Source organism: Chitinophagales bacterium (genome assembly GCA_019638515.1).
GTDB lineage: Bacteria > Bacteroidota > Bacteroidia > Chitinophagales > LD1 > UBA7692.
In genome coordinates this window covers 19,057-40,569 of record JAHBTS010000004.1, presented here as the reverse complement: position 1 = coordinate 40,569, position 21,513 = coordinate 19,057, and the positions used below count along the sequence as shown (strand labels likewise).

Annotated in this window: 18 protein-coding genes; 15 read left to right on the top strand and 3 right to left on the bottom strand. The window is 39.8% G+C overall.

All coding sequences use genetic code 11. The features are described 5' to 3' along the window. The first annotated feature begins 158 nt into the window (after positions 1-158). From KF872_08540 to KF872_08485, 12 genes are all read left to right on the top strand, one after another. Entirely contained in the window at positions 159-1,472 is a 1,314-nt protein-coding gene (locus tag KF872_08540; protein MBX2903594.1) for a c-type cytochrome, read from the top strand. 80 nt (positions 1,473-1,552) lie between these two features. Further along, positions 1,553-4,612 carry a TAT-variant-translocated molybdopterin oxidoreductase gene (locus KF872_08535; protein ID MBX2903593.1) on the top strand — a complete coding sequence of 1,020 codons (3,060 nt, stop codon included), beginning with the start codon at positions 1,553-1,555 and terminating at the stop codon, positions 4,610-4,612. A 37-nt stretch (positions 4,613-4,649) separates the two neighbouring features. Then, positions 4,650-6,104, top strand: a complete 1,455-nt coding sequence (gene nrfD / locus KF872_08530) for a polysulfide reductase NrfD (GenBank protein ID MBX2903592.1) — start codon at positions 4,650-4,652, stop codon at positions 6,102-6,104. A 59-nt stretch (positions 6,105-6,163) separates the two neighbouring features. Continuing rightward, on the top strand, positions 6,164-6,703 hold the full coding sequence (locus KF872_08525) for a DUF3341 domain-containing protein (GenBank protein ID MBX2903591.1): 540 nt from the start codon (positions 6,164-6,166) through the stop codon (positions 6,701-6,703). 23 nt (positions 6,704-6,726) lie between these two features. Beyond that, entirely contained in the window at positions 6,727-7,434 is a 708-nt protein-coding gene (locus KF872_08520; protein MBX2903590.1) for a cytochrome c, read from the top strand. Positions 7,435-7,465: 31 nt separating this feature from the next. Further along, positions 7,466-8,887 carry a hypothetical protein gene (locus tag KF872_08515; GenBank protein MBX2903589.1) on the top strand — a complete coding sequence of 474 codons (1,422 nt, stop codon included), beginning with the start codon at positions 7,466-7,468 and terminating at the stop codon, positions 8,885-8,887. Positions 8,888-8,968: 81 nt separating this feature from the next. Next, positions 8,969-10,018, top strand: coding sequence for a cytochrome c oxidase subunit II (locus KF872_08510; GenBank protein MBX2903588.1), 1,050 nt, complete (start codon positions 8,969-8,971; stop codon positions 10,016-10,018). 59 nt (positions 10,019-10,077) lie between these two features. Next, positions 10,078-11,901, top strand: a complete 1,824-nt coding sequence (locus KF872_08505; GenBank protein MBX2903587.1) for a cbb3-type cytochrome c oxidase subunit I — start codon at positions 10,078-10,080, stop codon at positions 11,899-11,901. Positions 11,902-11,936: 35 nt separating this feature from the next. After that, positions 11,937-12,827, top strand: a complete 891-nt coding sequence (gene cyoE / locus KF872_08500; protein ID MBX2903586.1) for a heme o synthase — start codon at positions 11,937-11,939, stop codon at positions 12,825-12,827. 6 nt (positions 12,828-12,833) lie between these two features. Next, on the top strand, positions 12,834-13,460 hold the full coding sequence (locus KF872_08495) for a cytochrome c oxidase subunit 3 (GenBank protein MBX2903585.1): 627 nt from the start codon (positions 12,834-12,836) through the stop codon (positions 13,458-13,460). A 57-nt stretch (positions 13,461-13,517) separates the two neighbouring features. Beyond that, positions 13,518-14,213 carry a cytochrome c oxidase subunit 3 gene (locus KF872_08490; protein MBX2903584.1) on the top strand — a complete coding sequence of 232 codons (696 nt, stop codon included), beginning with the start codon at positions 13,518-13,520 and terminating at the stop codon, positions 14,211-14,213. Positions 14,214-14,260: 47 nt separating this feature from the next. Then, entirely contained in the window at positions 14,261-14,632 is a 372-nt protein-coding gene (locus KF872_08485) for a cytochrome C oxidase subunit IV family protein (protein ID MBX2903583.1), read from the top strand. Positions 14,633-15,005: 373 nt separating this feature from the next. On the opposite strand, the gene KF872_08480 is transcribed toward KF872_08485, so the two are convergent. Further along, the gene (locus tag KF872_08480; protein MBX2903582.1) at positions 15,006-17,420 is read right to left on the bottom strand and encodes a T9SS type A sorting domain-containing protein; all 2,415 of its coding nucleotides are present in this window, start codon (positions 17,418-17,420) and stop codon (positions 15,006-15,008) included. Between the two features lie 50 nt (positions 17,421-17,470). Further along, the gene (locus tag KF872_08475; GenBank protein ID MBX2903581.1) at positions 17,471-19,024 is read right to left on the bottom strand and encodes a M28 family peptidase; all 1,554 of its coding nucleotides are present in this window, start codon (positions 19,022-19,024) and stop codon (positions 17,471-17,473) included. Between the two features lie 109 nt (positions 19,025-19,133). On the opposite strand from KF872_08475, the gene KF872_08470 reads away from it, so the two are divergent. Then, entirely contained in the window at positions 19,134-19,493 is a 360-nt protein-coding gene (locus KF872_08470) for a DUF962 domain-containing protein (protein ID MBX2903580.1), read from the top strand. 6 nt (positions 19,494-19,499) lie between these two features. Here the strand turns inward: KF872_08470 and KF872_08465 are convergent, their stop codons facing one another. Next, a complete protein-coding gene (locus KF872_08465) occupies positions 19,500-19,790 on the bottom strand; it encodes an integration host factor subunit beta (GenBank protein ID MBX2903579.1) in 291 nt (96 codons plus the stop codon). A gap of 181 nt (positions 19,791-19,971) precedes the next feature. Here KF872_08465 and mutY point away from each other — a divergent pair, with 181 nt between their 5' ends. Then, the gene (gene mutY / locus KF872_08460) at positions 19,972-21,045 is read left to right on the top strand and encodes an A/G-specific adenine glycosylase (protein MBX2903578.1); all 1,074 of its coding nucleotides are present in this window, start codon (positions 19,972-19,974) and stop codon (positions 21,043-21,045) included. A 34-nt stretch (positions 21,046-21,079) separates the two neighbouring features. After that, positions 21,080-21,511, top strand: coding sequence for a single-stranded DNA-binding protein (locus KF872_08455; protein MBX2903577.1), 432 nt, complete (start codon positions 21,080-21,082; stop codon positions 21,509-21,511). The last annotated feature ends 2 nt before the right edge of the window (positions 21,512-21,513 follow it).

The window sequence follows — 21,513 nt, the reverse complement described above, 5'->3', positions numbered from 1 at the left end:
CGAAGGTGTGCATAAATCTTCAAAGCAAGCAGGGACAACATGTTGTTATGTGTATTAAAATGTTTTCAAATATAGTGAGCAAGCAAAATTTTTACCCAATTACATTTGGTATTTCAAGATGTGATGCCATATTTGCACGGCAAAATTTTGACAATTCGATGACAAATGTGCATTGCTGGTCGCAGGACCTCGCGAACAAAAAACCGAGATACAGCATACTTTCGTTGGCTTTCGCAGCCATATTGCTGTTGTTTTCTTCAATTTCTTTTGCTCAGGATGCTGCTGCAATAGCTGAAGGTAAAGCCTTGTTTAAGGCTAACTGTGCTGCTTGCCACAATCCGCTGCAAAACACCACCGGTCCTGCCCTAAAGGGTACTTTGGAACGCTGGGAAGCAGCCGGAGAATACAAGGGCAAATCCGGTAAGCAATGGTTGCATGAGTGGATTCACAACTGGAATACGCCTGTAAAGGCAGGATTCCCGTATGCCGAAAAAATGAGCAATTGGTCGCCCATGCAAATGACCATGTTTCCTACTTTGAAAGACGAGGAAATAGATAAGATATTGTTGTATGTTGATAATTCTGAAACTAAACCGGCCGGAGGCGCTGCTGGCGATGGCAAAACGGCACAAGCTGCCGATGCAGGCGCAGCTAAAGAAGATGCTTCTAAAGCTCCGGGTGCAGCGGTTTATCTTTTTGTAGTATTCTTGGTTGTATTGGTAGCTATTTTAGCGGCCGTTACTAAAAAGTTAAACAGAATTGTTGCTGAGAAAAAAGGTGAGCCACTTCCTGCCGAAGACAACACACCATTTTGGAAAAGCCGCAAGTTTTTAGCCACTGTAATTATTTTAGGAATTGTATATGTAGGATATCACTTGGTAGATGGCGCTATTCACTTAGGTCGCCAACAAGGATACCAGCCTACTCAACCTATTAAGTTTTCGCACCAATTGCACGCTGGTAAACATAAAATTGAGTGTCAGTATTGCCACTCTACCGCTGCCACCGGAAAGCATAGCAACATACCTTCGGTAAACACTTGTATGAACTGTCATAAAAATGTTCAACAAGGACCTGAGTTTGGCAAAACAGAAATAGCAAAAATTTATGCCGCAGCCGGTTGGGATCCGGATCAAGGAAAATATGTGAGCGACCCCAAGCCAATAGAATGGGTGCGTATTCACAATTTACCGGAACACGTGTATTTTAACCATGCCCAACACGTAAATGCAGGTAAAGTAGCTTGCCAAACATGCCATGGCCCGGTAGAAGAAATGAGAGAAGTGTACCAATACTCTCCGCTTTCAATGGGTTGGTGTATCAATTGCCACCGCCAAACAGAAGTTCAATTTGCTTCAAACAACTACTATTCAACTTACGAAAAAATTCACGAAGAATTAAAGAGTAAGAAGTTAGATAAAGTTACCGTTGAAAAAATTGGCGGAACAGAATGTCAAAAGTGTCATTATTAAAACGAGGTTAGAAAACAGAAATTAGAAAAAAGAGTAAAGCGCTTTTATACAATTATTCGCAACTCGCAACTCAAAAAAATATGGCAGATAAAATATATTGGAAAGGTTTAGAAGAAAAGAATCAGCACACCGCTTTTACAGCAGTAGAAAGCAAAGAGTTCGCTGAAAATCTTCCGGTGTTAGGTGGAGCGGCAGATGCCATTTCTACCAAAGGAGATACCAACCGCAGAGATTTCTTAAAAATGCTAGGTTTTAGCGTAACGGCAGCGACCATTGCAGCAAGTTGCGAAATTCCTGTGCGCAAATCAATTCCTTATGCGTGGAAACCGGAGGAAATTGTGCCGGGGGTTGCCAACTATTACGCATCAGCATTTTTTAGCGGAGGAGAATTTAATGCCGTATTGGTTAAAACACGCGAAGGTCGCCCAATTAAAATAGAAGGAAACAAACAAAGCGTAGTTACCAAAGGAGGAACTTCTGCACGTGCCCAAGCTTCGGTATTAAGTTTATACGATGGAGGTCGCTATAAAAACCCACGTAGAGGCAAAGAAAACATTACATGGGCAACTGCCGATAAAGAAGTAAAGGAAAAATTAGAAGCATTAAAGGCAGCCGGTAGTAAAGTAGCATTGTTTACATCAACTGTTGCCAGCCCTTCAACTAAAGCAGTAATTAAAGATTTTATGGCAGCATATCCAAATGTTGAACATTTGGTGTACGATGCCATTTCATATTCCGGTCTTTTAGATGCCAACCAACAATCGTTTGGTGTGCGCGCTGTGCCTAATTACCAATTTGCCAATGCAAAAGTAATTGTAGGTGTAGGAGCCGACTATTTGGGAACATGGCTTAACCATACCGAGTACGAAGCAGACTGGGCTGTAAATCGCAGAGTCTCTAAAGAGAAACCGGTAATGAGCAAAACTTTCCAAATAGAAAGTGTGCCAACTGTAACAGGGTTTAAAGCCGATGTGCGCGTGCCTGTAAAACCTTCAGATGAAGATGCAGCACTCATTACAATTTACAACATTGTAACGGGAAGTAGTGCAGCAGGTGGTTTAAAGAATGCAAAAGTAGAAGCTGCAGCAAAGGCATTAGTAGATGCTAAAGGCGAAAGCTTGTTAGTAAGTGGCAGTAATAGCGTAAACGCGCAATTATTGGTAAATGCAGTAAACAGCTTTTTAGGAAATTATGGCAAGGCATTAAGTTTTGATCGCCCCGTATATCTTAAACAAGGTGCAGATAGCGCAGCAACTGCTCTATATGAAGGTTTAAAGAATGGCACCTACAAAGGCGTATTATTCTATGAAGCCAATCCGGTTTACAATCATCCTAAGGGTAAAGAATTAGCAGATTTAATTTCAAAGGCAGAGCTAAGTGTTTCTTTTGCCAATAGATTAGACGAAACATCGGCTGTTTCAGGATATGTACTACCCGATAATCACTACTTAGAAAGTTGGAATGATGTTGAAGTAAAAGCCGGAGTGTTGAATACGGCTCAACCTGCTATTTCAAAATTGTTTGATACACGTCAATTTCAAGAAACGCTTTTAGCATATAGCGGAGCAGCATCTTCAAACTACTACGAGTACATTCAAAAATACTGGGAAGCAAATTTTTATACCAAGCAGAATAAATATACCGGCTTTTGGGCATTTTGGGACACTGCCATCCATGATGGCGAAGTAGTACTGAACACTACAGCCGCTGCTACAGTTGCAGGTAATCCAAATGTAGCTGCCGCTGCCGAAGCATTGGCAAAAGAAGCCGCAGGATATGGCGAATTGCAACTTAAACTATACGAATCGCTTACCGTTGGTGATGGTACTTATGCCGATAACCCTTGGTTAATGGAAACTCCGGATCCGGTGAGCAAAGTAACTTGGGATAACTTTGTAGTGGTAAGTCCAAAATTTGCAGAAAAGAATGGTTTGCAGCCAGACTTGGAAATGAAGGATTACCATGTAATTAAAGTAAAAGCAGGCGAAGTAGAAGTAGAATTGCCAGTAGTTGCAGTTCCGGGAACTCCGGAAGGAACTTTTGGTATTGCACTTGGTTTTGGAAGAACAGCCGTAAACCACGACTTACTTAAAAATGGAAAGAATGTTTATCCATTATTAGCCTCGGGAACAGGAATAGTTGGCAATGTTTCTTGGACTAAAACAGGAAAAACAGAGAAAGTAGCTATTACTCAAACGCATCATAACCTCACATTAAAAGGGTTAGGCGGTACTAAAACACGTAAAATAGTAAAAGAAGCTACCTTATCGGAGTATGCAAAAAATCCACATGCAGGAAATGAAGATCGCGCACAAATTTTGCATGAGTTAGTTACACTTTACCCAACACACGACCGTCCGGGACATCACTGGACAATGGCAATAGACTTAAATACTTGTACTGGTTGCAGTGCTTGTGTGGTAGCTTGTAATGCAGAAAACAATATTCCGGTGGTAGGGAAAGACCAAGTAGTACGCGCCCGCGAAATGCATTGGTTGCGTATAGATCGCTATTTTGCCGGAAGCGAAGAAGATCCAACCGTGGTATTTCAACCAATGTTGTGCCAACATTGCGACAATGCACCTTGCGAAAACGTATGTCCGGTGGCAGCAACCAACCACAGCAGTGAAGGTTTAAACCAAATGACTTACAACCGTTGTATCGGTACTAGATATTGTGCAAATAACTGTCCTTACAAAGTACGTAGATTTAACTGGTACGATTATGCAGGAAACGACAGTTTCGATAAAAAATGGGGAACAGGAAACGATGAGGGTTTAGCTTCTTACCAATTAGGAATGCGCGAACCGGTATCTCGCATGGTATTGAATCCGGATGTTACGGTTCGTTCACGTGGGGTTATAGAAAAATGTTCTTTCTGCGTACAACGTTTACAAGATGCAAAACTAACTGCCAAAAAAGCAAACAGACCTTTGCAAGATGGCGAAGCACAAACAGCTTGTCAAACATCATGCCCAACAGGTGCAATTACATTTGGCGACAGAAATAATAAAGAAGCTGCGGTTACTAAGTTGTTTAATGACGAAAGAACATTTGGTGTAATTGAAGAACTACACACTTTGCCAAATGTGGTTTATTTAACTCAGATTAGAAACACAGAAGAAGAAGCAAAAGCATAAATTTTAATTTTCAAATTAGCACATTAACTAATTATCAATGCACGCATACGAATCGGAATTTAGGGAACCGCTCATTGGACCTTCGGTTAAGAACTACACGCAGATTACAGATGAGTTGGTAAAGCCAACGGAAGGTACGCCACCGTTGAGTTGGTGGATATTGTTTAGCTTAATGGCTACCGGAACTTTGTTTTTCCTCTTTTGTTTGGGATGGACAATTTGGTTTGGTATAGGCACATGGGGTTTAAATAAAACCATCGGTTGGGCATGGGATATCACCAACTTCGTTTGGTGGATTGGTATCGGACACGCAGGAACGCTTATTTCGGCAATCTTGTTGTTATTCCGCCAACGTTTCCGTACAGGTATTAACCGTGCAGCGGAAGCTATGACCATTTTTGCGGTAATTTGTGCGGGTATTTTCCCGTTGTTGCACACTGGTCGCCAGTGGTTAGATTTCTTTATTTTCCCTTATCCTAACACACGTGGTCCACTTTGGGTAAACTTTAACTCACCGCTTTTGTGGGACGTATTTGCAATTTCTACTTACTTTACTGTATCGTTGTTGTTTTGGTACTCTGGTTTAATGCCGGATTTTGCAACCATACGCGATAGAGCAAAAGGAAAAACCAGAAAATTCATTTACAATATCCTTTCTTTTGGTTGGCAAGGTACTGCAAAACAATGGCAGCGTTTCGAGTCGCTTTCGTTGGTGTTGGCGGGTCTTTCTACACCACTTGTATTATCGGTTCACACCATCGTATCTTTTGACTTCGCAACTTCTGTAATTCCCGGATGGCACACCACCATCTTCCCTCCATACTTCGTTGCCGGAGCAATTTTCTCGGGCTTTGCCATGGTGGAAACGCTGATGCTAATTACCCGTAAGCTGTTTAAGTTAGAAGATTATATTACGGTAAACCACATCGAATCTATGAACAAGATTATTGTTTTAACAGGTTCAATTGTAGGTATTGCCTACTTAACCGAGTTGTTTATTGCTTGGTATTCCGGTTACTTGTATGAGCAACACGCATTCTATAATCGTGCACTTGGTAAATACTGGTGGGCTTATACTTTAATGATGTCTTGTAACGTAATTTCTCCGCAAGCATATTGGTTCAAGAGTTTGCGCAGAAACCTTTGGGTTACATTTATCCTTTCAATTTTTGTGAATATAGGTATGTGGTTTGAGCGCTTTGTAATTATCGTAACCTCTTTGGCTGACGATTTCTTGCCTTCAAGCTGGACATATTTTTCACCAACATGGGTAGATATTGGAATTTATGTTGGCTCCATGTGTTTGTTCATGACATTGTTCTTGTTATTTGCCAGAACATTCCCAGTGGTAGCTATTGCTGAAATAAAATCAATTTTCAGAAAATCTTCTGCGGTGGCTAAAGCTGAGCGTGCTAAAAAAGAAGGCACTTCAGGTGGCGGATATGTTGGCAGCTATCAGGTTGGTGTTTTAGATAAAGATGCTAAAAACTAATATAAAGCATTTCAGAGATAGAAAAGAAGTCTAATAATCTAAGATTCAGAAATTAAAATATGAGTAATAAATTTTTAATTGGAATGTGGGATCACGAGGAGGTATTTGTTCATGCAGCAGAGCACCTTACACACGATGGTGTGCAAATTCATGAAACACTTACTCCGTTTCCGGTTCACGGTTTGGAACACGCATTAGGCTATCGTGAAACACGTTTGCATACTGCCGGTTTCTTATTCGGGCTTACCGGAACCACCGTGGCATTGGCTTTTATGAGTTGGGTAATGGCTTCTAACTATCCAATTAACTTTGGTGGAAAGCCATATTGGCCACTACCTTCATTTATTCCAATCACATTTGAGTTGACGGTATTATTTGCCGCAGTAGGCATGGTGCTTACATACTGTGTAAGAAATAGGCTATTCCCCGGTTATGTGCCACGTATTTACGATGTACGCACTACCGATGACCGTTTTGCATTTGTGTTTGATATCGAAGGCAAAAGCGAAGAGGAGGTTGCAAAACTGAAATCTATTTGCGAACACAACGGAGCTGTAGAAGTAAAAACTAAAGAATTTAAAGAAGGAGAAACACTTTAATTTTACTATTTGAAAATTCAAAAATGAGAAATACAATATACATATTGGTTTTAGCCGTGGCAGCAGCAGTTGTTACAACTTCTTGCAGTCGGGATCCTAAAAAGCCGGGGAAAATTTTTATGCCGGATATGGCATATAACCCAGGTTACGAAACCTATTCTGAAAGCCCTATTGCCACACCGGAAGGGCAGTTGATGAGCGCCCGCAAGCCGGTTACAGGTACTATTCCTCGCGGATGGGTTCCGGCAGATGAAAAGATTAGAACCAATGAAGCATTTTTAATGAGCTATATGGCTAAGAACCATTTTACGCACGATCCATTAAAATGGCAAGAGGAGTACGATAAAGCAGGTACGCTACTTCAAAACCCATTAGAGGCAAGCAAAGAAAATATTGCAGCAGGGAAAGAGCTTTATACCATTCATTGCAAAGTTTGCCATGGCGAAAAAGGCGATGGTAATGGACAAATAATTGTATTGCCAGACGGCAGCGATGGCCCATACACCGCGGTGCCACCGGCTTATGCTAAGCACTTGCCGGAAATTAAAGACGGAAATATGTTTTATTCTGTAAGCTATGGAAAAGGTATGATGGGTGGTTACGGATTTTCTTTAAACGTAACTGAAAGATGGCAGGTAATTCATTATATTAAAAGTTTAGCAGGAATTTCTGCAACAGCAACTGCTCCGGCAACTCCGGCTCCAACTGCTGTAGCTGAAGCAAAAAAATAATTGACTAAGAACGCGAGAAAAAACTATAGAGATGACTGAAACATTTCAATTTGGAGATAAGCTAAAGAAGAACCTGTTTATTGCAATGGGTTTAGGCTTGGTAGGCTTGGTATTGGCTTTTGTGTTGTATCCACAAAATAACCACAGCCGTTTTTGGACAAACGTTTTGGTGAACGCTTACTACTTTACAGGCATAGGCTTGTTTGGTTTGTTCTTTGTAGCTGCTAACCAATTGGGCTATAGCGGATGGATGGTATTGGTTCGCAGAATTATTATGTCGCTTTCGGGCTTTGTAATGATTGGCGCTCCCATACTTTTAATTATTGCATTGCTTACTTGGGGCGGTATGCACAATATCTACGACCATTGGTTGCATATTATCCAGCACCCCGAAAATATTACCGAAAAAATGACCACAAAGGCGATTTATCTAAGCCTCCCTTTTTGGACAACCAGAATAGTAATATATGTGGTGTTGTGGATGTTGTTTACTCGTTTATTCTCAAAGTATTTCGATAAAGACATCACCGATAAAAGAACATATAAAATATCAAAGCTAATTTCAGCGGCATGGATTGTGGTGTTTGCACTTACCGAAAGTGCCGTAAGCTGGGATATGATTATGAGTATAGATCCACACTGGTATTCAACCTTGTTTGGCTGGTATAATTTTGCAAGCTATGGCTGTGCGGCATTTGCCTTTACCATTTTGCTTACTATTTATTTAAAATCAAAAGGCTACTTAGCTCAAGTAAATGAGAACCATATCCACGATTTGGGTGTATTTCTATTTGGCTTTTCGGTGTTTTGGACTTATTTGTGGTTCAGCCAATTTATGTTGCAATGGTATGCCAATATTCCAGAAGATACCATCTACTGGGCAAAGCGTTTTGAGGTTGGCGGATTCAAAACATCTATTTTTGTTTCAGTAGCAATTAACTTTTTACTACCATTATTAGTTCTAATGACACGTGGCGCTAAAAGAAATTTCCGCACCATAGCTTTTGCTTCGGTAATGATTATTATTGGGCATCACATAGATTTTTGCAACTTAGTAATGTATGAACCAAACGTTCCTGTTACAGAAGAGCACGGTGGAGGGCATCACGGCTTAAATAGCGCAACTCCAAGCGTGTTGTATGCAGAAAACAAAGAGGTGGTTACAGATTCTACTGCGGTGGCTACAGCTACCGATGCAGTAGAAGCAGCTCCAGCGGCTGCTGCTCCGGTTACTACCGAAAAACATGAAACTGCTCCTGCTCACGGACACGGACATGAAGCACACGGAGAGGCAACTGTACAAAGCTATGCAGGTTTTGGTTTGGTAGAAATATTGATTTTTGTTGGTTTTGCAGGTGCTTTCTTATTTATGTTCTTTAATGAAATTTCTAAACACCCATTGGTGAATGAGAAAGATCCATATTTCAGAGAGTCGGTAGAGCACAATATTTAATTGAATTTTAAGAGATAAAATTATTCATAGATAAGCAAGCCGTTTGGCAGAAGCGTTTTTAAAAAATAAAATTGATATAAGATGACCGTTTTGTTATCAACCGTAATTTTGGTACTGTTATTTGTAGTGCTTGTGTATATAGCGCAAGCCAGCGAATTGGCAATGGTGCTAAATGGAGAAGATAAAGATACCACCAAAGCCAGCAAGCGGAATGGTTACTACTCTCTTGCATTTTTGTTTTTGCTTTTTGCAGGCTCAGTTTATTCCTGCAAAGAGTTAATCCCATTGATGCTCCCTAAGGCAGCTTCGGTGCATGGAGTGGAAACAGACTTCTTGTTTAATGTTTCTTTATTCTTTATCACAGTAGTATTTGTATTAACCCAAGCAGCATTGTTTTGGTTTGCATACCGCTATAATGAGGCAAACAACAAAGAGGCATATTTTTATTCGCACAATAACAAGTTGGAAATCATTTGGACGGTGGTACCTGCAATTGTGCTTACTATTTTAGTTGTAATGGGAATGCGTGTTTGGTTCGATATTTTTGATATAAACAAACGCGATACTAAGAACATGATGGTGGTAGAAGTGGTTGGAAAACAATTCCAATGGTCTGTTCGCTATCCCGGAAAAGATGCTGTATTTGGAGAAAGAATTATTGACAAAGAACACGTAACTCCGGAGAATGAATTAGGTATAAACTGGAAAGATGCAAAGAGCCATGACGATTTTTTTGCAGATAAAATTTACTTGGTTAAGAACAAACCCGTATTAATGAAGTTAGGCGCACAGGATGTTCTTCATAGTTTTTATCTTCCACATTTCCGCGTGAAAATGGACTGTGTTCCGGGTATTCCTACACAATTTTATTTTACGCCAACACTTACCACTAAAGAAATGCAGGAGTATTTGAGTAAAGAGCCTTGGTGGCAACAGGTAAATCCTGAAACAGGAAAACCTCGTTGGCAAACATTTAAGTATGAGTTGGCTTGCGCAGAATTGTGCGGAAACTCACACTTTGGTATGCAAAAAGAAGTAATTGTTGTTGAACAGAAAGAATACGATAAATGGTTTAAACGCCAGCAATCGCATTACAAAACAGTAGTGAAACCTGCTTTAGCGGCAAACTAATAAGCGAAATCGAAAATAGAAGTAAATAATTAATACTAAAAACTGAAATAAAATATAGTATGCAAACAGTAACACATGCAGATGTTCACGCTCACGGTACACATCACGATGCGCATGGTCATCACGCTCACGACCATCATCATGAAGAGTCGTGGTTAGAAAAGTACATTTTCAGTAAGGACCATAAAATGATTGCCAAGCAATTCTTAATAACGGGAATGTTTTGGGCGGTAGTAGGTGCTTTCCTTTCAGTATTGTTTCGTATTCAGTTGGGATGGCCAAATGAAACTTTTCCAATATTGGAAACCTTTTTAGGAAAGTGGGCAGAGGGTGGTAAAATTTCAAACGATTTTTACTATTCGTTGATTACCATGCACGGAACTATATTGGTATTCTTTGTGTTAACGGGTGGTTTGAGCGGAACATTCGCTAATTTGTTAATTCCATACCAAATTGGTGCACGCGATATGGCTTCAGGCTTTATGAATATGCTTTCATATTGGTTCTTCTTTGCTGCCTCAATTGTGTTATTGTCTTCATTCTTTATTCAAACCGGTGCTGCTTCCGGAGGTTGGACTGCTTATCCGCCTTTGAATGGTATGCGTAATGTGGCTGTGAGCCGCGGTTCGGGATTAGGTTTCGATCTATGGATATTGGCAATGGCATTGTTTATTGTTTCGTCATTGTTAGGTGGTTTAAATTATGTATCAACAGTTTTAAACATGCGTACCAAAGGCATGAGCATGATGCGCTTGCCTTTAACCATTTGGGCGTTTATGTTTACTGCAATTTTGGGTATCCTTACTTTCCCGGCTTTATTGGCAGGGGTAGTATTATTGGAATCAGACCGTTTGTTGGATACTTCTTTTTACTTGAGTGATATTATTATCAACGGTAATTTATTGGATTACAAGGGTGGTTCACCAATTTTGTTCCAACACTTGTTTTGGTTCTTAGGTCACCCAGAGGTGTATATCATTGTATTGCCTGCAATGGGTATTGTATCTGAAGTATTGAGCGTGCATAGCCGCAAGCCAATTTTTGGATATAGAGCCATGATTATTTCCTTAATGGCAATTGTGGTATTGTCTATTTTGGTATGGGCGCACCATATGTTCGTAACCGGTATGAATCCAAACTTAGGTGCGGTATTTATGTTGTTTACATTGCTTATTGCAGTTCCATCGGCCATTAAATCATTTAACTGGCTTGGTACTATTTGGAGAGGCTCTATACGATTAAACTCGCCAATGATGTTTGCAATAGGTTTTGTGTCTATCTTCATTTCGGGTGGTTTAACAGGTATTATGCTTGGTAACTCTGCTATCGATATTCAATTGCACGATACTTACTTTGTGGTAGCACACTTCCACTTGGTGATGGGTGTAGCAGCTTTCTTTGGAATGTTTGCGGGCGTATATCATTGGTTTCCTCGTTTTTATGGTCGCTATATGAACGAAACCTTGGGTATGATTCACTTTTGGATAACACTTATTGGTGGATATGCAATTTTCTTACCTATGCACTTTATGACAGGCTTGCCAAGACGTTACTACACTTTTGCTAACTTCGAAAGTTTCAACAACTTCGATAGCTTGGTAGCATTTATTTCAATATCTACCATTGTTGTATTTTTTGGCCAGTTGATATTTATTGTAAACTTCTTCCACAGTATTTTTAAAGGAAGGAAAGTAGAAGGTGAGGTTTGCAATCCATGGGGAGGTACTACTTTAGAATGGACTGCTCCGGTTGAAAGAATTCACGGTAACTGGGAAGGCGACATTCCATCTGTACATCGTTGGCCTTATGATTATAGCACCAATGGTCGCGATTTTATTCCACAAACCGAACCATTAAAGCCCGGAGAAGTAGAACATAAATAAGTTACATTAAAAGAAAGGAAACAAAATAAAATAAAATGAACGCAGTAGTTACATCATCAAAAGGTATGGTTGCTCAGAAAGTGAGTGATTATGCGCAGTTGATGAAAATGCGTTTGGCTTCGTTGGTAGTGTTTTCTGCTGTAATTGGTTACCTTTTAGGAATAACAGGTACTTACAATTTGGCAGCTATATTTTGGATAGTATTAGGTGGCTTTTTGGTAACAGGTGCTTCTAATGCAATAAACCAAATTATTGAGCGCGACAGCGATAAGTTGATGGCGAGAACACTTACACGTCCTTTGCCTGCCGGGCGAATGAGTGTGGTGGAGGCTATTTTGGCTGCAGGAATAATGGGTATTGCCGGCATATTGCTTTTATGGCAGCAGTTTAATGCTACCGCAGGTGTGTTGGCGGCTATATCGTTGCTGAGCTATGGATTTTTATATACACCACTTAAGCGTGTTCATTCTATTGCTGTATTTGTGGGTGCATTTCCGGGTGCATTGCCAACAGTAATTGGTTATGTGTGTGCTACTGGTCGCATAGATTTTGTAGCTATATTGCTTTTTGCTATTCAATTTCTTTGGCAGTTTCCGCACTTTTGGGCAATTGCTTGGGTGCAGTTTGATGATTATATGAAAGCAAATATCATGTTGCTGCCCAGTGCGGGAGGAAAGAATAAGTTTTCTGCTCTGCAGGCAATGATTTATACTTTTGCCCTGCTAGTGGTTTCTATTATGCCTTATTACTTAGGTATGGTAGGTTTTAGTGGCACCTTGGTGATTATTTTTATGGGTACGCTGTTTTTATGGCAGTCTATACAGTTGTGGATGCGGTGCGATGATGCTTCGGCACGTAAGTTGATGTTTGGTTCATTTGCTTATTTGCCTGTAGTGCAATTAGCTTTATTGATAGATAAGTTGTAGAAACTCATGGATTATACATGGAAAGATAAGGAGGTGTTGAAAGAGCGAATGGAATATACGGGAATTCACCCGCAAAAATTTGCTCTATGGCTCGGTATGGCGAGCATGACAATGTTCTTTGCAGCTTTAACATCGGCTTTAATTGTAAAAAAGGCAGATATTCAAGTATGGGAAAACTTCCGTTTGCCTACGGTATTTATGTTTAGTACGGTAGCAGTAGTAATGGTAAGTGTGTTAATGCACCTAAGTTTGTTTCAATACCGCAAATCGAATTTTACCGCTTTTAGAGGTTTATTGCTTGCGAGTTTTGTAATGGCTTGTGTGTTTTTAGTATTACAATTATTAGGATGGAAAGAACTTATTACAATTGGAATGCCATTAACGGGAAATCTTTCGGGCTCATTTATTTATTTAATAACGGGTTTGCACGGTTTCCATATTGTAGGAGGATTGATAGTAACAATAGTGTTTTTAACGGGAGCTTTTCGTTCGCGTAGAGATCCTATTTTTGAATTGAAGAATATAGCAAATCCAAAAAGAGTTTTTAATTTGGAAATGCTGGTAACATATTGGCATTATGTAGATATTGTGTGGGTTTATTTATTCATGTTTTTCTATCTTAATTATCAATAGAAAGACAAAAGGGAAAAGTATAAAATTGTAAACAAGGAAATAAATTGTAACTAAAAGATGGCTACAGCATCAATTTCGCACGAACACGGAAACACTCACGCAAGTGAAAAGGAACTTTGGAATGGGGGTAAAAGCCCATTTAAAGCAGGGTATGGTAAAGTAATGATGTGGTATTTCCTCATCAGCGATACATTTACCTTTGCCAGTTTCTTAATTACTTACGGTTCTTTACGCTTTGCAATGGCTGATAATTGGCCCAAAGCGGCAGAGGTTTTTAACTCCATACCATTAGATATTTTTCATGGTGTAAATGCACCATTGGTATTTGTGAGTTTTATGACTTTCTTACTCATAGTAAGTTCTTATACTATGGTGCGTGCTGTGCAAGAGGGTTATTTAATGAATAAATGGGGCGTGGTTAAGTTTTTAATTCCAACCATTCTTTGCGGAGCAATGTTTTTGGGATGCCAATACTTGGAGTGGACTCACTTGATCCACGATGGAATGACAGCAACTACAGCATCGGCTGCAACAAAAGTGGTAAACTTTGGACAGTTGTTCTTTATCATCACAGGCTTTCACGGCTTGCACGTATTAGTAGGTGTAATACTTTTAATTTGGTTGGCAATTGCTACTATGAACGGACGCTTTGATAAAGTAGGGCACTACGAAATGGTAGAAAAAATCGGTCTTTACTGGCACTTTGTAGATTTAGTTTGGGTATATGTATTCTTGTGCTTTTACCTACTATAATTTACATTCAATTCATTTAACTTTCTAAATTTTAAAATAACTAATTTATGAGTTTTGAAACTCCAAGCGAAGGACACTTACACTGGAATGAAACCGAATACAAAGAAGGAAAAGCATCGGTGTGGAAAACTATTCTTATTCTTTCGGCAGTTACCGTTGTAGAGGTAGGTATTGCTATTATCTACGATTTGTTTGTGCCGGGAGGCAATGGCAAAATCTTTATCAATATATTTATGGCAATTGCCAGCGTGGTTAAGGTTTGGTATATTATGGGTGTTTTTATGCACTTAGGACACGAAACTAAGGCGTTTAAAATGACTGTACTACTACCATTTTTACTTTTAATTTGGGCTATAATAGCTTTTGCAATTGAAGGCGACAGCTGGAATGCAATGCGACATTTGCTCAATGGGTTTTAATTAGAAAAGAACAAATAGAAAAGGCGCCTTAAAAGGCGCTTTTTTTATTTCTCGTTAGATTTACTTCATTTTTTTAGTCTGCTGTAACCGTATTGAAATACTATGTTGGACAATCAAAACAACATTCATCCAGCAGGACATTTACAAACAAAACCCTGGGGACAAAATGAATTTGCTATGCTTGACCCAGACAATAATCTGTTGACTTTTGGACAACAAGCATAATAGAACGGCTACAGCCAATAAGGTATTGCCAAGAGCGGGGCTGAACGGCTTCGAGGTTCAACTTTCTTTCCTTTGTGCTAAAATTTCCCGCCTTCGGCAATACCCAAGAAAATTATCCATGAAGGGTAATGCCAATGGCTTAAATATACTATCTAAGTAAGAGGCTTTTTACACTTTTAGTTCCATTTATATTATCTAACACTACAAAGTACATGCCTTTTGCCAGCGATTGGGTAGCAATATATAACACACTTTCTTGTTGCTTGATGGGTTGCTCAACTAGTATGCGCCCGGTTATATCTACAATATTTAATCTGCTAAAAGTGGCAGGCTCCATTTGTAATTCAATTAAAGTGCTTGCCGGATTGGGGTATAGTTTAAAATCGGCAATGGGTTGCACATGTTGTATAGATGTAAAAATACACGCTGCATCGGCAGTAGTGGTATCGGTGAGGGCGTTGTTCCAGATAGCTAAGCAGTATTGTCCTTTGCGTAAATTATACACCACTGCTTCGCCTTTTTTATCGCTTGCAAGGCTTTTTATGTTGATGGAGAAAGAATCTGCAAGTTGCCATTCGCTTTGGCTATTGGGGCGATACATTACTACCAAGCTATCCTCTGAAGCGGAAAAAAAGGATTGGTCTAATCCGGCATCGGTGCCATCGTAGGGAAAGATAGCAGTAGCCTCAAGTGTAGAAGTGGTGGAGGTTTCTGCCCATGTTCCATCTATGGTCCAATAGCGCCTATTGCTTAAATGCAAGCCGGGAATTTTGGTTTTCATGGGTTCGGGTCTTATCCAATTGTGTTCAATTCGCACAAGTGTTTCGGTGTTTACGTGATGCACATTGAGTTGTGCACGGGCTACATTAAAATCATAGTTGCCGGTATCTTTAATTTCAAACCAAAAATCTGAAATGGCGTCTTGCAGGTTTTCATCAAAATCAAGCGCAACCATGGTAATATCTTTTGCAGTATCTGCATAGGCAGAAACGTGGTTGGTACAAGATTCGCTTACCCAAATGGTTTCGGTAAAGTATTCATTGCTGCTATTAGAAGTAAAATAGGAAACCTTTACAGGCACATTGGTAAAATAGTTGGGTGCATTATTTAGTTTCTGCCTAATGGTGAATTTTAATCTGGTGCGAGTTTGAGTACCAACAGTTTCGGTTTCTTTCTGTAAGTTTTCTATACTAAAATGGGTAAAGCCTTTGGTATAAATCCAGTTGGTGAAGTAGTTGGTTAAATCTTTGCCGCTGCATTGCGATAGAAAATCGCGCATTTGTGCAGTATTTACATTCTGCCATTTAAACTGGTTGATGTATTCTTTTATGCAGTATTTAAAATCGGAGTTGCCCAAATACCATCGCAATGTATGAATCATATCGGCACCTTTATCGTAAACGGTGGAGCCGTAAGTTTGCAGCGAGGGCACCCCACTCACCGGAAAGTAATCGCCATCGCGAATATGTGTGCGGTGCAGCACATCTTCGTGTAAGGTGCGCATGCTGGTTTGGTAAACAGAATCGCCATAAAGTTCTTCTAAGAAGAGTTTTTCGCAATAGCGCGCCCAACCTTCGTTTAGCCACATATCTGATGCGGTGCTGCAAGTAACTAAGTTGCCAAACCAATGGTGTGAAAGTTCGTGTGCCATAGTTTCTTCGCAATCGGAGGCTAGTGCAGTTAAGTAATACTGCATAAAACTAATATTGGTAGCGTGCTCCATGGCTCCGGCATTGAATGGTACAATGCAATAACCAATTCTATCCCAAAGATAAGCGCCAAAGAGGCCTTCGTAAATATGAAGTGCATTGGGCAGGTTGGTAAACAGTTGCTTTACTTTGGCGGTATCGTTTGCACGAGCTGCAAGTTGAATGGGTATGGTGCCATTTAAACCCTGAACACTATCGTATAATACTTCGTATTGGCTAACGGTTACACTTGCCAAATATGCGGGAATCGCTTGGTTTAATTTCCATGTCCATATTTTATTAGAGCCATTGCTGATTTCGCTTTGCAGTATGCCGTTACAAAAAGCTCTGTGTATATTTTTGGTTGTAATTTCAAACTCAAATAAGCTGCGTTGTTTAAAATTATCGAAGCAGGGAAACCATACACGCCCGTAACTGTGTGGGTCTTCTTGAAAGCTTACGCCAATATTGAAGGCATAGAGATTGGTCCAGTAAAAGCCTCCAAAATCGCCATTCATTTGTATGGGTTTTCCATGATAATATACTTGTAGAATGGCGGCATTGTTTTTTTGAAGCGAAACGGGGAAATGAATATGCAGCAGCGTATCGTTGTACGAAAAAGTAGTGGCAACACCATTAAATTTTATAGAATCTACAGTAAGCCGCAATAGATCTAAGCGAATACTGTTTACATTGTTTTGAAGAGATTTAATGTCTATTTCAGCTTCGGCATGTAATGTTTTAGTGGTAAAATCGGTGAGGTTTAATTTTAGAAAATAGGAGCGGATATCAATGGTATCGCTGCGCAAATCGTTGGCAACAATATTGTGCAACACGCTGCACCACAGCAATAAAAAAGCTAAGCAATGCTTCATGCAGCGAATGTAATAATTGACCTACAAAAGTAACGAAGGCAGCAAGTATGTTATCTTGCTATCTCTAATTTCTTCACCACTCTATTTGAGCCTTCTTCAAACACACCAAAATAAACACCTTTAGCAAGGTGTGCTACTTCTACATTAAACTGTGCTGTTTTGGGCTGCAATTGCTGCACTAATTTTCCTGCCACATTGTAAAGCGAGAAGGTAAAATTAGAAGTAAAGCAGTCTCCGGCATTGAGCATAAATTTAACCTTTGCAGGATTGGGCAATACACCAATAGCACAATTGATATTGCTTTGTGGGATACCATTGGTGAGTACAGAACTTTGGTAAACAGAACTGTGCTGCAAACCTGCGAGTGTGGCGATGGTGGCAACGGTTGCTTTTACAACCCTGCTCATAAAGGTAAAATTGATGGTAGAAATATCATCGGTTGGAGTATGGTAGTTGCTGTTTCTAAAATTAGCCCCATCGGTAATCATAAGTGCAGGAATATCTAAATCCCAAAAGTGCTGATGGTCGCTGCGTCTAAAATCGGGCGAAATTGTTCCGTTTCCGGGAAGTGTGAACGAAAGAATTTTTAAATCGGGAACATATTGTTTGCTGAGCGAATCGTAAATTTTTACAAATGCATCGGAAGAAGCATCGCCTGCATTGGTAATAAAATTTCCTCTAAAACTATCTTGTGCTACTTGATTGTATTGGTTAGGAAAAAGCAAGTTGAAACCTGCAGGAACTTGCTGCGAATTGGCGGTATTATTGTAGTAGCCAATCATTTCAAAATTGGCAACACCCAGTATTTTTTCCCATGCAGGAATTTGTGAGAGTGTGTATTGGAGGCTTCCCCAAGTGGCAGTGGAGCCAACATTTTCTTCAAAATCAAAGCCAATAAACTTTATTGTTTTCTTAAAGTTGTAAGGAGCTAATACGCGTAGTGCTTCCCATACGCCAACTACACCGGAGCCATTGTCGTCTGCTCCCGGAGCATCATCTACAGAATCGAAATGCGCATCAATAATATAGGTGCTGTCTTCGCTGGCTAAGCCTGCTTTGGTGCCAATAATATTTTGCCCTAAGTAATTTGCGCGAGGAAAATCTTGGCGGTATGTAACTAAACCATGTGCCTTGTAAAAATTTTCGATAGAGTCTTTTACTGCTTCTAATTTTGTAGGATTGGCTAAGTAATGGCGTGTGCCAACTACAAATTGCAAACTATTGTGCAGCAGGTTGCTATCTACGGCATCTACAATAGATTGAATAGAAGGTACCTGCCTATCGTCTGCTACAATTTTAAAGGCATAGTTGCTTAAATCGGCAATAGTATCGGTATCCCAAAAAATTTGTTTGCTGCCGGGTTGAACAGGAAAACCAACATCGCCACTTACACTTCCGGCTTTTGCCACAAACGTATTGCCATTATCGTTTGAAACTAAGAAATGAATTTCGCTGGCATCGTTTTCTGCATCGCTCAGCGTATAGTTGAAGGTTACAACCGTACCGCTAAAGGAGGTAGTTACTCCCGAAATTTGAGGTACTTGATTTTGTGCAAAAGCAATAGATGCAACAATGGTTAATAATGCAAGTAGTGTTGATTTCATAGAACTAATGTAAATAAAATTAGTAGAGCAATAAATTTATTAAAACACGATTGCCGCCTTGCCGTTATTGGTAAGTATTTTAAAATTTCAAATTCATTATCTTAGCAGCATGGCAGCAATAAAAGAATACAAATCGTTTGCAGAATTTTACCCGTATTATCTTACAGAGCATGCACGACCAGTGAATCGTACGCTACATTTTATAGGCACGGCATTGGTAATTAGCTGCTTTGTTGGCGCTTTTGTATTAAACAAAGGTTGGCTGCTTTTTATATTGCCATTTTGCGGATATGGTTTTGCTTGGGTTGGTCATTTTATTTTTGAAAAAAACAAACCTGCAACCTTTATTTATCCGCTATACAGTTTAGGTTCAGACTTTGTAATGTTTTGGCACATCCTTACCGGAAAAATAGATAAGAAAGTAGAAGAAGCACACCAAACGCTGGGTATAGCTAATAAATGGAAATAGCTGCTGCTATTTTAGCTTAGTTCCCTTCTTAATTTGCTCTGCGAAAACCTTTGCAGGTTTAAACGAAGGAATGTAATGTTCGGGTATTTCTACGGCAACATTTTTCTTAATGTTTCTACCGATTTTTTTTGCACGTTTTTTCAATATAAAACTTCCAAATCCGCGCACATACACATTTTCACCGCTTTTTAAAGAACTCTTTACCTCTTTAAAAAATGCTTCGAGTGCAACCAGCACATCTACCTTAGGCACTCCAGTTTGCTCAGCCACTCTGCTAACAATGTCAGCTTTTCTCATAATAGTTTTTTTTTAGTTATTAAAACCTCTTGCCTATTCTGCCCCCCGAATATGAAGTATAATAATGGGAACTACAAAACTTAAATTTTTTTGCATTTAAAAAGTACTATAGAGCAAGTAAAAAGTACAAAAACCGATGGTATTATTTTGTAATTCCTGAAATAAGTAATGTATTAGCAAAATGGCATTAACTCAAAAGCAGTTGTTTTTTACCGAAGCACTGCTGCATTGGAACCAAACCGAAAACACACGCACTATGCCGTGGAAAGGTGTGCGAGATCCATATTGCATTTGGTTGAGCGAAATTATCTTACAGCAAACCCGTGTAGAGCAAGGCTTACCATATTACCAAAGGTTGATTGCACAGTTTCCAACAGTGTTTGATTTGGCAGCAGCCAGCGAGGCAGAGGTAATGAAATTATGGCAAGGGTTAGGATACTATTCTCGTGCGCGAAACATGCACCACACCGCAAAGAAAGTAGCACAAGAAATGAATGGAAAGTTTCCTGCTTCGTATGCGGCATTGCAAGCGTTGAGAGGTGTGGGAAGCTATACCGCAGCTGCCATTGCTTCTTTTGCATTTCATGAGCCGGTAGCTGTGGTAGATGGAAATGTAATAAGAATACTTTCGAGGTTTTTTGGTATTGCCACTCCATTTGATACCACAGAGGGAAAAAAGGAATTTGCATTATTGGCACAGCAGCTTGCCAGTACTAAACACATTGCAGCATACAACCAGGCTATTATGGATTTTGGCGCTGTAATTTGCACGCCACACCAGCCTGCCTGCGCCAATTGTGCACTTGCCGAAAAATGTTGGGCATTGCGCCATAAGCACACTACATTGCTTCCTGTACGGGTAAAAAAGATGGTAAAGAAAAAGCGTGAAATGCTTTTTGTAATTGCCACCAACGACAATCATATTTTTTTGGAGCAACGCACCGATAGCGATATTTGGAAGCACTTATTTCAGCCACCGCTTATAGAATTGCCCGTGCTTAACAGCAGTGCCGTTCAGCAAATAATTGCAGCATATTGGGGCATTAAAGCAATAGCCTTGCAAGGCGAGATTCAAACCTATAAGCAAACCCTTACACACCAGCAATTGGTATTGCATTTTGCCACACTACAATGGAATACAGAGGTTGAACGTGTGTTTGGCAAAAAATTTCTTCGTATTCCTTTAAATGAAATTGGCAAATACGCTTTCCCAAAAACCATAGCTTTGCACTTGCAGAAAATTGGTGTAACTTAGAGTTCTAATTACTCACATTTAAAATCTAAAGACTATGGTTAATAAAGTTATCCTCGTAGGAAATTTAGGAAAAGACCCCGTTTTAAAACGCTTTTCAGAAACAAACGCCATTGCCGAATTTTCGTTGGCAACTAGTGAGCGCTATCGCGATAAAGAAGGTAATTTGCAAACTATTACAGACTGGCACAATATTAGAATTCCATTTGCACGCCAAGCCGAGGTAGCAGAAAAGTATCTTAGAAAAGGAATGCGCGTTTATGTAGAAGGAAAAATTAGAACACGCGAATACGAAAAAGATGGACAAAAGCGATATATTACAGAAGTAATTGCCGATAATTTCCAAATGCTCGACAAGAAGGAGGACGGTAATTATGGTAACAATACGCCTAACCAAAGTGTGGCAGCATCTACTTCGTACGAAAGTACCAATACTGCTGCAGCACAAGACGATGATTTACCGTTTTAATT